Origin of the sequence: Paraburkholderia aspalathi (assembly GCF_900116445.1) — a bacterium.
GTDB lineage: Bacteria > Pseudomonadota > Gammaproteobacteria > Burkholderiales > Burkholderiaceae > Paraburkholderia > Paraburkholderia aspalathi.
In genome coordinates, this window is sequence record NZ_FPBH01000003.1 from 482,632 (window position 1) to 496,163 (window position 13,532).

Sequence of the window (13,532 nt, forward strand, 5' to 3'; positions counted from 1 at the left end):
GCATTGCCGTACTTAGCGAGCAGGCGCGGGCCCGCAAGAACTCGCGCCTTTTGCGCGTGACAACATTCTCAAAAGGAGTGGCGTCGCGCGTTTTTTTGCTCGACACCACGTGTAGAACCGCATCGGCTAACCCTGGACGAACGAAGCGGACAGTTGCGCCGCCCCACTTCCTGTGCCGCCAGGCGCCGCATCGGTCCCGCCCCAGCCATCGCTCAACGCTGCATCGACTCCCACACCTTATAGAGACGCTTCACCGACACCGGCATCGGCGTCCGCAACTCCTGCGCGAACAGCGAAATCCGCAATTCTTCGAGCAGCCAGCGGAATTCCGACAAGCGCGGATCCAGCACACCGCCGCGTTGTGCAAGCGCACGCTGGTAGTTCTGCAACAGCGGATGGAATTCGGCGAACTGCCGTGCGTCGCGCGCGGAGTCCGCCTTCAGCTTGTCGATGCGCAACGCAATGCCCTTCAGATAGCGCGGAAAGTGCGCCAACTGCGCGTACGACGTATCGACCACAAAACGCTTGCCGATCAGCCCATCCAGCTGGTTCTGCATATCCGCATGCGCGGCCGCGAACGACTTCGCCTGCACCAGTTTCTTCGTCACGGTCGCGTACTCGGTCAGTATCTGGCCGACGAGCCGGGCGATTTCCTGAGCCAACAAAGTCAACCGGCTGCGGCCTTCGTCGCGGCGTGTATGGAAACTGACGTCATCGGCTGGCAGCGGGTCTTGCAGGCACGCGCGATCAAGCGCGGTGTCGATCAGTTGATCGCGCAGTTCCTCCTGCGTGCCACGCGGCATGAACTGCATCGCCATTTCGCGCAAACCCGGCAGATTTTTCTCCAGATACTTGATCGGCTCTTTCAGTTGCAACGCGAACAAACGCCGCAGCCCTGCACGATGAATGCGCGCGGCTTCGTCGGGTGAATCGAACACTTCGACGTCACAGTGCGTGCCGCGATCCACCAACGCCGGATAACCGAACAAGGTCTGCCCGCCACGGCGAATTTCCAGCAACTCGGGGAGCTTGCCAAAATTCCACGTCGTCAGCTTTTCGTACAACGCGGTGCCGGCTGCGCCTTCTTGCGGCGCAGTTTGCGGACCTGGCGCAGTAGTGCCCTTACCTCGCGAAACCGCACCGCTTGCCGCGCCGGCTGCTCCGCCCGCTTGCGCGCCAACAGCCACGCCGCCACCGCCTCCGGCATCCGCCAACGCCACCCCAGCCGCACCCGACGCGATCTTCTGGAAGTGCTGCTGCGCCTGACCGCCAAGCTCGGCACGCAGTTGCGACATATTCCGGCCCATCGCAAGCTGCCGCCCGTGCTCGTCGACGACCTTGAAGTTCATGAACAGATGCGGCGTCAGCGTCTCGAGCTTGAAGTCCGATTGCTTCATCGCGACCTGAGTCTGCTCGCGAACATCGGCGATCAAGGTCTCAAGCAAACCGCCCGCGCCGAAGCGCGGACCACTATGCCGTTCGACGAAACCCGCCGCGAACTCAGGCAGCGGCACGCAATGGCGCCGCAGCTTCTGCGGTAACGATTTCAGCAGAAGTTGCGTCTTCTCTTTCAGCATGCCGGGCACGAGCCATTCGCAGCGCCGCGCATCGACCTGATTCAGCGCATACAGCGGCACGGCGAGCGTCACACCGTCGCGCGGCGAACCGGGCTCGAAGTGATACGTGAGCGCCATCTCGACGCCCGCCATCGTCATCCGCTTCGGGAACAGATCGGTCGTGACGCCGGCAGCTTCGTGCCGCATCAGATCGTCGCGCGACAGGTACAGCAGACGCAGCTTATCTTCCGGCTGACCGCTCTTCTTCACCTCGTCGCGATACCAGCGCTCGAACGACGCGCCCGTATAGATGCCTTTCGGCAGCGCCTGATCGTAGAAGCCGAAAATCAGCTCGTCGTCGACCAGCACGTCCTGGCGGCGCGACTTGTGTTCGAGCTGCTCGATATCGGCGAGCAGCTTGCGGTTGTGCGCGAAGAACGCAAGCTTCGTATCGAACTCGCCTTCCACCAACGCGCCGCGAATGAACAGCTCGCGCGCCCGCGCCGGGTCCTGTTTGCCGAAGCTCACGCGCCGCCGGTGGTAGATCGGCAGACCGTACAGCACCGCGCGCTCGAACGCCGACACCTGTGCCGCGCGCTTTTCCCAATGCGGCTCGGACAACGATTTCTTCAGCAAATGCTCGCCGATCTTTTCGATCCATTCCGGCTCGATCTTCGCGATGCAGCGTGCGTACAGACGGCTCGTCTCGACCAGTTCAGCGGCCATCACCCACTTACCGGCCTTCTTCACCAGCGCCGAGCCCGGCCAGAGATAGAACTTGATGCTGCGCGCGCCGAGGAAATACGGCTCGTCGTCGGCTTTCAGACCGATGTTGCCAAGCAGGCCGGTCAGCAACGCGAGGTGAATCTGCTCGAAAGTCGCTTCGGCTTCGTTCAGACGCCAACCGTGCTCGCGCACCACGGTCAGCAGTTGCGAGTGCACGTCGCGCCATTCGCGCAGACGCAGTTGCGACAGGAAGTTCTTGCGGCACTCGTCCTGCAATTGCCGGTTCGACTTCTTGTGCGCAATCGCTTCTTCGAACCAGTTCCAGATCTTCAGCCATTGCAGGAACTCGGAACGCTCGTCAGCGAAGCGGCGGTGCGCCTGGTCGGCTTGCTCCTGCGCCTCGATCGGCCGGTCACGCGGGTCCTGCACAGACAAGGCGCTGGCGATGATCAGCACTTCCTTCAATGCCTGCTGATCGCGCGCGGCGAGAATCATCCGGCCGACGCGCGGGTCGAGCGGCAAGCGCGCGAGTTCGCGGCCGAGCGGCGTGAGCTGGTTGTCGTCGTCGACGGCGCCCAGTTCGTTGAGCAGTTGATAGCCGTCGGCGATCGCGCGGCCCGGCGGCGGCTCGATGAACGGAAAGGTTTCGATCGCCGTCAGATGCAGCGACTTCATCCGCAAAATCACCGACGCCAGCGACGAACGCAAAATCTCCGGGTCGGTGAAACGCACGCGACCCTGATAGTCGCTTTCCTCGTACAGACGAATACAGATGCCATCCGCGACGCGGCCGCAACGCCCTGCCCGCTGATTCGCGGCGGCCTGCGAGATCGACTCGACCTGCAACTGCTCGACCTTGTTGCGATACGAGTAGCGCTTCACACGCGCGAGTCCCGTATCGACCACATAGCGAATGCCGGGCACTGTCAGCGAAGTTTCGGCGACGTTAGTGGCCAGAACGATGCGGCGCGCGTTCGAGGTGCGGAACACGCGTTCCTGCTCGGCCGCGGACAAACGCGCGAACAGCGGCAGAATTTCCGTGTGCGGCGGATGATGCTTGCGCAGCGCTTCGGCGGCATCGCGAATCTCGCGCTCGCCGGGCAGGAACACCAGCACATCGCCGGGGCCTTCGCGGCACAGTTCGTCGACCGCATCGACGATCGCTTCCATCAGATCGCGATCCGTTTCGCGCTGCGTCTTCGGCCTGTCACGCGATTCACGCGACGCGGAAGAAGAACCCTCCGCCGCCTTCACCGCCGGGCTGTCCTCTGCGACCGGCCGATAGCGCACCTCGACCGGATACAAACGCCCGCTCACTTCGATCACCGGCGCTGGCTTGTCGTCGCGGCCGAAATGGCGCGCGAAGCGGTCCGCGTCGATCGTCGCCGACGTCACGATCAGCTTCAGATCGGGCCGCTTGACGAGGATTTCCTTCAGATAGCCGAGCAGAAAATCGATGTTCAGGCTGCGCTCGTGCGCTTCGTCGATGATCAGCGTGTCGTAGGCGTTGAGCAGCGGATCGGTCTGCGTTTCGGCGAGCAGAATACCGTCGGTCATCAACTTGACCGACGCGCCCGGCGACAGATTGTCGGTAAACCGCACTTTGTAGCCGACCACTTCGCCAAACGGCGTGCCGAGTTCTTCGGCGATGCGGCGGCCCGTTGCCGATGCCGCAATCCGGCGCGGCTGCGTGTGGCCGATCAGACCGGAGCCACCCGCGCCGAGGCCGCGCCCGAGTTCGAGGCAGATTTTCGGTAGCTGTGTTGTCTTACCCGAGCCGGTCTCACCGCAGACGATCACGACCTGATTCTGTGCGATGGCCCGCGCGATCTCCTCGCGGCGGCCGGACACTGGCAGCGCTTCGGGAAACGTAATCGGCGGAATCTGATTCGGCTCGACGACGCGCTGAACGCGCGGCGGACGGGGCTCGCGACGCGGCTGCCCGTTTTGCGCATTGCCTGCTTGCGGCGATTTTTGCGCGGGCGCACCGCTTTGCTGATTGGCACGCCCATCGCCACGCTTCGGCTGATTTGGAGTCCGCGCGTTTTCGGACTGCGCGCGCCGTTCATCGCCCTGCTGCTGGCGTTCGCCGCGAGGCGCGTTCTGCGCGCGTCCATCGTCGCGGCGCGCGGGCTTCTCCACGCCGCCGGAAGTCGGCTGACTGAGCGCAGCGTCGCCCGGTGGCGCGTGCTTCTGCCCCTTATGAGCGGCTTTCGGCGCCTGCGCGCCCGCTTCGCGGCGCGCCTCTTGCGGCGGATTATTTTTCTGTGCGGACACGCGCGCGTCATCCGCCGAGCGCAGGGACTCACGCGCGGCGGGTGGCGTGTTGCGGTTAGCGTCCTGCGCATCGCGGCGGCGGGCGTCGCCGGGCTTCGCCCGATCGGCGGCCGGCGTCACATTCTCGTTCGCCGTAGCGGGACTTTTGGGTACATTCGACATGGGGGCGCATTATAATCCCCGGCATGAATTCCCAAACCGACCTCGTCCCCGCGCCCGCGAGCGTTCCGGCCCCCGCCGGAGCAACGGAAGACCTCGCACAGCACGCGCAATTCGTCGACTGGATGCGCTCAGTCGCCCCTTACATCCATGCGTTCCGTAACAAGACGTTCGTCGTCGGTTTCGGCGGCGAGGTGGTGCATCAGGGGCTCCTGAATGCGCTCGTGTCCGACATCGCGCTGCTGCAGGCCATGGGCATCCAGATCGTGCTGGTGCATGGCTCGCGACCGCAGGTCGAAGAGCAGATGAGCCTGCACGGCGTGGAATCCGAGTTTTCGCACGGCATGCGCATTACCGATGCACGCGCGTTGGAGTCCGCGAAAGAAGCGGCCGGCGAAGTGCGTCTGGATATCGAGGCGGCGATCAGCCAGGGCTTGCCGAACACGCCGATGGCGCACGCGCACATCAGCGTGGTGTCGGGCAACTTCGTGACGGCGCGCCCGGTCGGCATTCTGGACGGCGTCGATTTCGCCCACACGGGCGTAGTGCGCAAGATCGACGCGGATTCGATCCGCCATTCGCTCGCGAGCCGCAAGCTGGTGCTGCTCTCGCCGCTCGGCTTCTCGCCCACCGGCGAGGCATTCAATCTGTCGATGGAAGACGTCGCCTCGGCGGCGGCGATCGCCCTGCGCGCCGACAAGATCGTGTTCCTGACCGAGACCCCGGGCCTGATGGAGACCGGCGAAGACGGACCGGTGCTGGTTCGCGAACTGTCGCTCGACGACGCCTACAAGCTGCATGAAAGCGGCGAGGTCACCGGCGACGCGGGCTTCTATCTGAAACATTCGATCCGCGCCTGCCGCGGCGGCGTGGCGCGGGCACACATCATCCCCTACGCGCTCGACGGCAGCCTGCTGCTCGAACTGTTCCTGCACGATGGCGTGGGCACGATGATCTCGTACGAGAACCTCGAAAGCCTGCGCGAAGCCACGCCGGACGACGTCGGCGGCATTCTCTCGCTGATCGAGCCGCTCGAATCCGACGGCACGCTGGTGCGGCGCGGCCGCCACCAGATCGAACGCGACATCGACCATTTCTCGGTGATCGAGCACGATGGCGTGCTGTTCGGCTGTGCGGCGCTGTATCCGTACCCGCAGGAGCGCATCGGCGAAATGGCCTGCCTCACGGTCGCGCCTGAAGCGCAAGGCACCGGCGACGGCGAGCGCCTGCTCAAACGCATCGAACAACGCGCCCGGGCACGCGGCCTCACGCGGATTTTCGTGCTCACTACGCGTACCGAACACTGGTTCCTCAAGCGCGGCTTCGTCAAGGTCACGGTCGACGACCTGCCGGAAGACCGCCGCCGACTCTATAACTGGCAGCGCAAGTCGCTCGTGCTGATGAAACAGCTCTGAGCGTCCCCATATAAAGCGACTGCCCGCCCCACATCGATATAGGAGAAGCACAGCATGACTCGTACGGTTCAATGCGCGAAGCTCGGCAAGGAAGCCGAAGGCCTCGATTTCCCGCCGCTGCCGGGCGAACTTGGCAAGCGGATCTACGAAAGCATTTCGAAGGAAGCCTGGCAGGCCTGGTTGAAGCAGCAAACCATGCTGATCAACGAAAACCGCCTGAACATGGCCGATCCGCGCGCACGCCAGTATCTGATGAAGCAGACCGAAAAGTTCTTCTTTGGCGAAGGCGCGGATACGGCGCAGGGCTACGTGCCGCCGGCAGCCGAGTAAGCGCTTTTCTGAGCTACAAGCCAGAATTGGCGACCAGCCTGACAAAAAATCCGCGCCGCGAGCGCGGATTTTTTTCGCCTGTCTGGCCGCGAATTTCGTCGCGCATTTCGCCACTTTCAAGCCTTGGAAAAATTCACTAACCGGACCATTTCCGGCCACTTTTAAGCCTCTTTTCCATACCGCCACAATCCGCCGAATCCCCCGCCACGCAAGGGATTGAGCGCCCTCCCCGGGCTGTCGGCCGAATCCCAGGTTTGCACGATCGTCCGTCATCGTGCTATCATGTGCACCGTTCCAACAGCAATTTACCTTCATTCACATTCAGTTCACACTTGGCATGCAGTGCGTACCAAGGGCCGGATTGAATAGTTTTTATACAAGAAGGCTTGTCGGTCGTTTCCCCGCTTGAGCTCGCACTATGAGCGGCGATCCAGCACCGGCCTTTTTCGTTTCGAGCCTTTCAGCGGCGCATGGGCCAGCTTTCAGCCACCCCAGCGTCCTCATGCATCTGCCCCCCTTCCACGGCCACGCAGATGCAACAGTCAGCACAATCTAGACGAGTGTTTTTTCGCGAATGATTCGCGAGGCACGGGCGTTCCGTTTTCTTTTTTCACGCCCCCTTCTATCGCCTTCGGGCGAGAGAGACGCCATCGCTCTGCTCGCGAAACTGCACTTCCCCAGCACCCGTGGCGGAACGTTCATGCGCGTTTTCATGAGTTTCGTCGCAGTCATTGGAGTTTTCACCTTGACCGCTTCCAGCAACGGCTTCTGGCGACATCACAAAGAAGAACAACGCCTCTCACTCGACGACATCACCGTCGTCGACAAATCTCTCCTCAAGCGGGCCGTCGGCGCCATGGCGCTCGGCAACGCGATGGAATGGTTCGATTTCGGCGTGTACAGCTATATCGCTGTCACGCTCGGCAAAGTGTTCTTCCCGTCGTCGAGCCCGTCCGCCCAGTTGATCGCCACTTTCGGCACGTTCGCCGCGGCGTTCCTCGTGCGGCCGGTCGGCGGCATGGTGTTCGGGCCGCTGGGCGACCGCATCGGCCGTCAGCGGGTGCTGGCCATGACCATGATCATGATGGCGCTCGGCACCTTCGCGATCGGCCTGATTCCGAGCTATGCGACGATCGGCATTTTCGCGCCGGCGTTGTTGCTGGTCGCGCGCCTCGTGCAAGGCTTCTCGACGGGTGGTGAATACGGCGGCGCTGCGACCTTCATCGCCGAATTCTCGACGGACAAGCGCCGCGGCTTCATGGGCAGCTTCCTCGAGTTCGGCACGCTGATCGGCTATGTGCTCGGCGCCGGTACGGTTGCGGTTCTGACGGCAACGCTCTCGAACGAGGCGCTGCTCTCGTGGGGCTGGCGTGTGCCGTTCCTGATCGCGGGTCCGCTGGGTCTGGTGGGTCTCTACATCCGGATGAAGCTCGAAGAAACGCCCGCGTTCAAGAAGCAGGCCGAGCAACGCGAAGCCGAAGACAAGGCGCTCCCGAAGCAATCGTTCCGCGAGTTGCTGATGCAGCAATGGAAGCCGCTTCTATTGTGCGTCGGCCTTGTGCTGATCTTCAACGTCACCGATTACATGGCGCTCTCGTATCTGCCGAGCTACCTGTCGGCCACGCTGCACTTCAACGAAACGCACGGTCTCTTCCTCGTGCTGCTCGTGATGGTGCTGATGATGCCGATGACGCTGGCGGCCGGCCACCTGTCCGACACGATCGGCCGCAAGCCGGTGATGCTGTTCGGCTGCGTGGGTCTGTTCGTGCTCTCGATTCCCGCGCTGCTGCTGATTCGCATGGGCACGGTGCTGCCGGTGTTCGGCGGCCTGATGATTCTCGGCGTGCTGCTGTCGTGCTTTACCGGTGTGATGCCGTCGGCGCTGCCGGCGCTGTTCCCGACCAAGATCCGCTACGGCGCGCTCGCGATCGGCTTCAACATTTCGGTGTCGCTGTTCGGTGGGACAACGCCGCTCGTAACGGCATGGCTCGTCGACAGCACCGGCAATCTGATGATGCCCGCGTACTACCTGATGGGCGCGTCGCTGATCGGTATCGTGTCGGTGTTCGCGCTGCGTGAAACGGCCCGCAAGCCGTTACTCGGCTCCGGTCCGTGTGTTGCAACGCGTGCCGAAGCGCATGCGGTGCTGCGCGGCGAGCGTGAGGCGGCGGAAATGGATGAAGGTTACGCGTCTGCGGCTACGGCGCGTGCCTGATCCTGGCTTGTGCCTAGGTTGCTCAGTAACTAGCCGCCGAAGTTGTACGCGTATCGTCCGCGAGCGCTACAACTAGCGGCTGCGTTCCACAGCTATAAGCGTGAACATGTTCGAAAGCGGGCCGGCAAATATTTGTCGGCCCGCTTTTTTATGTCACCAGAGAATCGAAGGTTGCGCTGACGTGCGTACCTTCAACGATCAGCGTGCCGGCGGAAATCGGCAACTTGAAACGTCTCGGCCCTGCGCTGCCTGGATTGACATACAGCACGCCGTCGCGCTCGCTGATTGCGGGTTTGTGCGAGTGGCCCGTCACGACCACGTCGATGCCTTCGCTGCGCGGATTGTCACCCACATCGGCAATGTCATGCACGACGAGGATCGTCACCTGCTGGACGGTCAGCTTGACGTGCGTCGGTAGCAAGGCAACCGGGTCGCCGATATCGTTATTGCCGCGCACGGCGGTGACCGGCGCGATCTGCGCGAGCGCATCGAGCACCGCCTGATTGCAGATATCGCCCGCGTGGATGATCGCGTCGCACCCTGCGAGGTACTGCAGGGCCTCAGGACGCACGAGGTTATGCGTGTCGGAAATCAAACCGATTCGGGTGGCCGGAAAGCTTTGGGTGCGCGAAGTCATGATCTCAGTATCGGCCAAACGGCCTCAATCCGCTGACTGCTGTTCAGCAAGCTCACGCGTCACAACCTGCGCCGGCCGCTTTGCGCGAAGCAATCGCCTGGTCGCCCCTTGCACCACCATCGACACCACCGCCGCGCACGCAAAACTGACCCACACACCGTAGTGTGGCAACATCGTCGCGGTCACGGCGAAGAACGCCGCGAACGAGCCGCGGCCGATCACCATGCCGCGCATCAACAACGCAACGAAGTCCGAGCCATGCGCGCGCTGGGCCGATACCGCGAGCACGATGCCGAGCAACGGAAACACCGACAGCAGCCCGCTCCATGTCGCGCCCATCGACGCGGACAGCGTCGTCACCGCCAACGTCAGCACCGCGCCGGCGAGCATGCGCAGCGCAAGATCGCCGAGCCCGAGACGCGTCGCCCGCACATGGCCGGTGACGCGCGGCAAGCCGCTTTGCGAAATGGCGACAGCCACGCAACTCGCGGCCACCGCCCACATCAGTCCACCCGGCAAATGTGTGAGTAACATCGCCACGCCAACCCATCCGAGCATGCCGGCCACAAGCGCAAGCGGCCATGCTGAACGCCGGCAGGTCCACGCATACGCAAAATTGAACGCCTCGGAGGCGGCAATCGCCGCAATCGATGCCACCGACGCCAACGCCGCGAACGCCGGCCCACGCTCCAGCGCGAGCAGCAACACGATCGGGCCGGACACCACCGGCAGCCCCGCGAGCCATCCCGCCACCGACGGTCCCCACACCCGCCCCGCCACAGTCAGCGCGGCGAGAAACGCGGGCACCAGCGTGAGCTTGAGCGCAAGCAACATGCTTACGCTTCCATCAGGTGTTCGATACGGCGGTCGGGAATGAGCCACCAGGCCGCGGCGAGCGTGTAGAGCGCGGCCGAGAGCCACGGCTGAACAAATGCCAGCGCCATGCCCACCAGATAGATGACGACCGACACCTTGCCCTTGAAGTCGTTGCCGACCGCCTTCGCGAGCGTCGACTCCGTACCGTGCTCGCGGATCAGCACGCGGGTCAGAATGAAATACGCAATCGCCGACATGAACAGCACGGCGCCGTACATCGCGGTCGGCCAGGCGGCGAGATGGTTTTCACCGACCCAATGCGTGACGGCCGGCAGCAGCGATAGCCAGAACAACAGATGGAGATTGGCCCAGAGCACCGCGCCGTTGACCTTCTGCACGGTATGGAACAGGTGGTGGTGATTGTTCCAGTAGATGCCGACGTAGATGAAACTCAGCACGTAGGCGCAGAACACGGGGATCACGGGGCGCAGCGCGGCGAGATCGAAGCCGTCCGGCACCTTCAATTCGAGCACCATGATTGTGATGATGATGGCGATCACGCCATCGCTGAAGGCTTCGACGCGTCCCTTGCCCATCGGTCGGTTTCCTGATTGTGTAGTCGTTACGCCGCCGATTATCGGTGATGACAACCGGACTTGTCGAATGCGGCCGGCGGCGCATGCGCGCCTCACCTGATCAGCGCGCCCCGCTCGTCCAACAACTGACGAAGAATGCTGCGATGGCAGCGGCTTTCGTCGTCGCAGTAGCAACCGACCGAAAAGTTGGTCGTTTTTGACAAGGCCGCAAGCAGGTCCAACACCTTGCTGGCATCGCCACCATTCATCTCCGTGCGGAATTTCTTCGCGAACGCGGCCCAATCGCGGTCGCTCGTCACCGCCTTTGCTTCCTTGACCAGCTCCGCGTCAGGCGAGAGATTGGGCAGCCACACGTCGTAATAGTCACGGGTGGCGAATTCGGCCCGGGGTACGCCGCGCGGCGGCCGCCGAACGGTGCCGATACGCAGCCCCTCGTCAGCCGCTCTCGGAGACCCAAGCTGAACGATGCTGATGCTCATGTTGTTTTCCTGATCCGTGGTGGACTCGCGACCTTCTCCCGTCGGGTCGATCAACGCCGCTCGTCAGTGGTTCTGCAATGCAATGCGTCCTGCAATCCAGGCTCAGCGTCTCAAGCCCTTCATGGCCTCGATTTCCATCGCGGCGTTGCGCTCTTCGCTCGCCTCGATCGGGTCCATCGCCTCGTCGATCGAGGCCGCTGCACGTTCCGCGGCGGCTTTCGTTTCGTCGAAGTCGGGATCGAATTCTCCGTCGTCATCGCCCGGCGGTTCCAGCATGTCGCGAAGCATGGACGCCAGTTCCGGCGTGTCCCACGCCGCGCCCTGCTGCTTCTGCTTTTTTATGTAGTGTCTGACTTCCGCGTCCTGTTCCGGGGTCAACGGAAGACCGCGAAAAGTGCTTTTGGGGTCAGCATCATTCATGATCTCGCTCCAGGATACGTGCCAGTTCGAGTTTAATCCCGTTATGGCGACGTGATCTCAGCTATCGGTCACTGGCAAACGCCAGGGTAGTACACCGCCAGCCACACGCTCGGCTCCGTGTCGCTGGTCCATGCCACCCGATGCCGGCAATGTGCGTCGATCAGCACGTGGTCGCCGGGTTTCATCGGATGCAGTTCAGGCTCGCCTTCGAATTCCAGCGCCGCCGCGCCGCTCAGCAGCACGACCCACTCTGCGCGCGGACTGTCGTACCAGAAGTCCGGCGGGCTTGCGTGCCCTCGGGAGACGATCCGTTCGATGGTCACGCCGACCTGTTCCACGAGCGCGTCGACCTGCTCGTCAGGGCCTGCTGGCGCGCCGGGATCGAAGAGGTTGCCGCTGCTGATCGTGCGTTTCATCGCTTGTGCTCCGGCTAGGCTCGCTATCTGAGTTCGCTACACGCTTTCGCCGAGCACGCTCGCTCCCGGAATACCACCGGTGCGGCGCTCACTTCATCGGCTTGAGGCCATCGAGCAAGGTCGGCACCAGTTCGCTGATGGTCGGATGAATGTGCATGGCGTACTGCAAGGTCGGATACGGCGCGCCGGCCGTCATGATGTCGATGAACGTGTGCAGCGCTTCGTCGCCTTCAATGCCGTGGATCGCCGCGCCAAGAATCTGCTTGCTTTGCGGGTCGACCAGCACCTTCATGAAACCATCCGTCTCGCCGCGTTCGCGCGCGCGGCCCACCCGCGTCATCGGCATGGTCGCGATCAGCGCCTCACGGCCGGCTTTGCGCACGTCGGTTTCCGACAGCCCGACGCGCGCGAGAGGCGGGTCGACGAACACCGCGTACGTCATGATCCGTGTATCGACGCTGCGCGCGCCGCCGTCGAGCAGATTAGCAGCGACGATCTGAAAATCATCGTAGGAAGTGTGGGTAAAGGCGCCGCGTCCGTTGATGTCACCAATCGCCCAGATGCCCGGCACGTTGGTGCGCAACTGGCCGTCGACGGGAATCATGCCGTGCTTGTCCGTCGCGATGCCGGCAGCGTCGAGGCCAAGGTCGTCGGTGTTCGGTTCACGGCCGGTGGCGAACAGCAGGTGCGACGCTTCGAGCGCGGGCACGTTCTGCTCGAAGCCGATGCACACCTCGTTCTCGTGATGTGGATGCGGTTCGACCCGCGCAGGCTGTACGCCGAAGACAAACTCGATCCCTTCACGCGCCAGCACCTTCTGCACCGAGTTGGCGAAGTCGGCATCTTCGCGCGTCAGCACGCGCTCGCCGCGCACCAGCACCGTCACCCGGCTGCCGAAGCGGCGAAAGATCTGCGCAAATTCGAGCGCGATATAGCTGCCGCCGACAATCGCCAGATGGTCCGGCAATTCCGTCAGTTCAAGCAGGTTGGAGTTGGTGTAGTAGCGAACGCGCTCAAGCCCTTCGAGCGGCGGCACGACGGCGCGCGTACCGGTATTGATGAAGATTTCGTCAGCGCTGAGTTCGTCGCGCACCGAGCCGTCCGGGCCGCTGATGGCAAGCGTATGCGCGCCGGTGAAGCGCGCATGGCCGGTGAAGACGGTGACGTTATCCGTGCCGCGCAGCCATTTCTCGACGCCGTCGCGCGATTGGCCAATGATCTTGTCCTTACGCGCCTTGACCGCTGCCAGATCGACGCTGACCGCCCCACTCACCTGCACGCCCAGGTCCGCGGCGTGGCGCGCTACGTGGGCCGCGCGGGCGCTAGCTACATACGACTTGGTGGGTGTGCAGCCGACATTCACGCAAGTCCCGCCGAAAGCCGCGCGTTCGATCACCGCGGTTTTGCGGCCGCTTTGACCGAGACGGACAGCGAGCGGCGCCCCGCCTTGTCCCGTACCGATCACGACTGCGTCGAAGTGCTGTGGCATG

11 protein-coding genes are annotated in these 13,532 nt (G+C 63.3%); 3 read left to right on the forward strand and 8 right to left on the reverse strand.

Going from position 1 to position 13,532, the window contains the following annotated elements; translation table 11 throughout:
* Nucleotides 1-212: 212 nt before the first annotated feature.
* Nucleotides 213-4,721 (reverse strand): ATP-dependent RNA helicase HrpA, encoded by a 4,509-nt coding sequence (hrpA, locus tag BM438_RS07115; RefSeq protein WP_093633584.1) that lies wholly within the window; start codon nucleotides 4,719-4,721, stop codon nucleotides 213-215.
* Nucleotides 4,722-4,744: 23 nt separating this feature from the next.
* On the opposite strand from hrpA, the gene argA reads away from it, so the two are divergent.
* The 3 genes from argA to proP all read left to right on the forward strand — a co-directional run bounded on the left by argA (nucleotide 4,745) and on the right by proP (nucleotide 8,678).
* Nucleotides 4,745-6,133, forward strand: a complete 1,389-nt coding sequence (gene argA / locus BM438_RS07120; protein WP_054043361.1) for an amino-acid N-acetyltransferase — start codon at nucleotides 4,745-4,747, stop codon at nucleotides 6,131-6,133.
* 54 nt (nucleotides 6,134-6,187) lie between these two features.
* Entirely contained in the window at nucleotides 6,188-6,463 is a 276-nt protein-coding gene (locus tag BM438_RS07125; protein ID WP_054043359.1) for an oxidative damage protection protein, read from the forward strand.
* Between the two features lie 712 nt (nucleotides 6,464-7,175).
* Nucleotides 7,176-8,678 (forward strand): glycine betaine/L-proline transporter ProP, encoded by a 1,503-nt coding sequence (gene proP, locus BM438_RS07130; protein ID WP_234475448.1) that lies wholly within the window; start codon nucleotides 7,176-7,178, stop codon nucleotides 8,676-8,678.
* Between the two features lie 148 nt (nucleotides 8,679-8,826).
* On the opposite strand, the gene BM438_RS07135 is transcribed toward proP, so the two are convergent.
* From BM438_RS07135 to BM438_RS07165, 7 genes are all read right to left on the reverse strand, one after another.
* The gene (locus BM438_RS07135; protein WP_093633658.1) at nucleotides 8,827-9,315 is read right to left on the reverse strand and encodes a metallophosphoesterase family protein; all 489 of its coding nucleotides are present in this window, start codon (nucleotides 9,313-9,315) and stop codon (nucleotides 8,827-8,829) included.
* 24 nt (nucleotides 9,316-9,339) lie between these two features.
* Complete coding sequence (locus BM438_RS07140) at nucleotides 9,340-10,149, reverse strand: hypothetical protein (protein ID WP_167378326.1); 810 nt, start codon at nucleotides 10,147-10,149, stop codon at nucleotides 9,340-9,342.
* 2 nt (nucleotides 10,150-10,151) lie between these two features.
* Nucleotides 10,152-10,727, reverse strand: coding sequence for a TMEM175 family protein (locus BM438_RS07145; protein WP_093633585.1), 576 nt, complete (start codon nucleotides 10,725-10,727; stop codon nucleotides 10,152-10,154).
* A 92-nt stretch (nucleotides 10,728-10,819) separates the two neighbouring features.
* Nucleotides 10,820-11,206 carry a DUF488 domain-containing protein gene (locus tag BM438_RS07150; protein WP_093633586.1) on the reverse strand — a complete coding sequence of 129 codons (387 nt, stop codon included), beginning with the start codon at nucleotides 11,204-11,206 and terminating at the stop codon, nucleotides 10,820-10,822.
* A gap of 102 nt (nucleotides 11,207-11,308) precedes the next feature.
* Nucleotides 11,309-11,626 carry a hypothetical protein gene (locus BM438_RS07155; protein ID WP_093633587.1) on the reverse strand — a complete coding sequence of 106 codons (318 nt, stop codon included), beginning with the start codon at nucleotides 11,624-11,626 and terminating at the stop codon, nucleotides 11,309-11,311.
* 68 nt (nucleotides 11,627-11,694) lie between these two features.
* Nucleotides 11,695-12,042, reverse strand: a complete 348-nt coding sequence (locus BM438_RS07160; RefSeq protein WP_093633588.1) for a cupin domain-containing protein — start codon at nucleotides 12,040-12,042, stop codon at nucleotides 11,695-11,697.
* An 88-nt stretch (nucleotides 12,043-12,130) separates the two neighbouring features.
* On the reverse strand, nucleotides 12,131-13,531 hold the full coding sequence (locus BM438_RS07165; protein WP_093633589.1) for an FAD-containing oxidoreductase: 1,401 nt from the start codon (nucleotides 13,529-13,531) through the stop codon (nucleotides 12,131-12,133).
* Nucleotide 13,532: the final 1 nt, after the last annotated feature.

Bases quoted from the DNA above. Each gene is read 5' to 3' on its own strand.
- BM438_RS07165 (WP_093633589.1), bottom strand. From the start codon at position 13,531: ATGCCACAGCACTTCGACGCAGTCGTGATCGGTACGGGACAAGGCGGG.
- hrpA (WP_093633584.1), bottom strand. From the start codon at position 4,721: ATGTCGAATGTACCCAAAAGTCCCGCTACGGCGAACGAGAATGTGACG.
- argA (WP_054043361.1), top strand. From the start codon at position 4,745: ATGAATTCCCAAACCGACCTCGTCCCCGCGCCCGCGAGCGTTCCGGCC.
- BM438_RS07160 (WP_093633588.1), bottom strand. From the start codon at position 12,042: ATGAAACGCACGATCAGCAGCGGCAACCTCTTCGATCCCGGCGCGCCA.
- BM438_RS07135 (WP_093633658.1), bottom strand. From the start codon at position 9,315: ATGACTTCGCGCACCCAAAGCTTTCCGGCCACCCGAATCGGTTTGATT.
- proP (WP_234475448.1), top strand. From the start codon at position 7,176: ATGAGTTTCGTCGCAGTCATTGGAGTTTTCACCTTGACCGCTTCCAGC.
- BM438_RS07145 (WP_093633585.1), bottom strand. From the start codon at position 10,727: ATGGGCAAGGGACGCGTCGAAGCCTTCAGCGATGGCGTGATCGCCATC.
- BM438_RS07155 (WP_093633587.1), bottom strand. From the start codon at position 11,626: ATGAATGATGCTGACCCCAAAAGCACTTTTCGCGGTCTTCCGTTGACC.
- BM438_RS07150 (WP_093633586.1), bottom strand. From the start codon at position 11,206: ATGAGCATCAGCATCGTTCAGCTTGGGTCTCCGAGAGCGGCTGACGAG.
- BM438_RS07140 (WP_167378326.1), bottom strand. From the start codon at position 10,149: ATGTTGCTTGCGCTCAAGCTCACGCTGGTGCCCGCGTTTCTCGCCGCG.
- BM438_RS07125 (WP_054043359.1), top strand. From the start codon at position 6,188: ATGACTCGTACGGTTCAATGCGCGAAGCTCGGCAAGGAAGCCGAAGGC.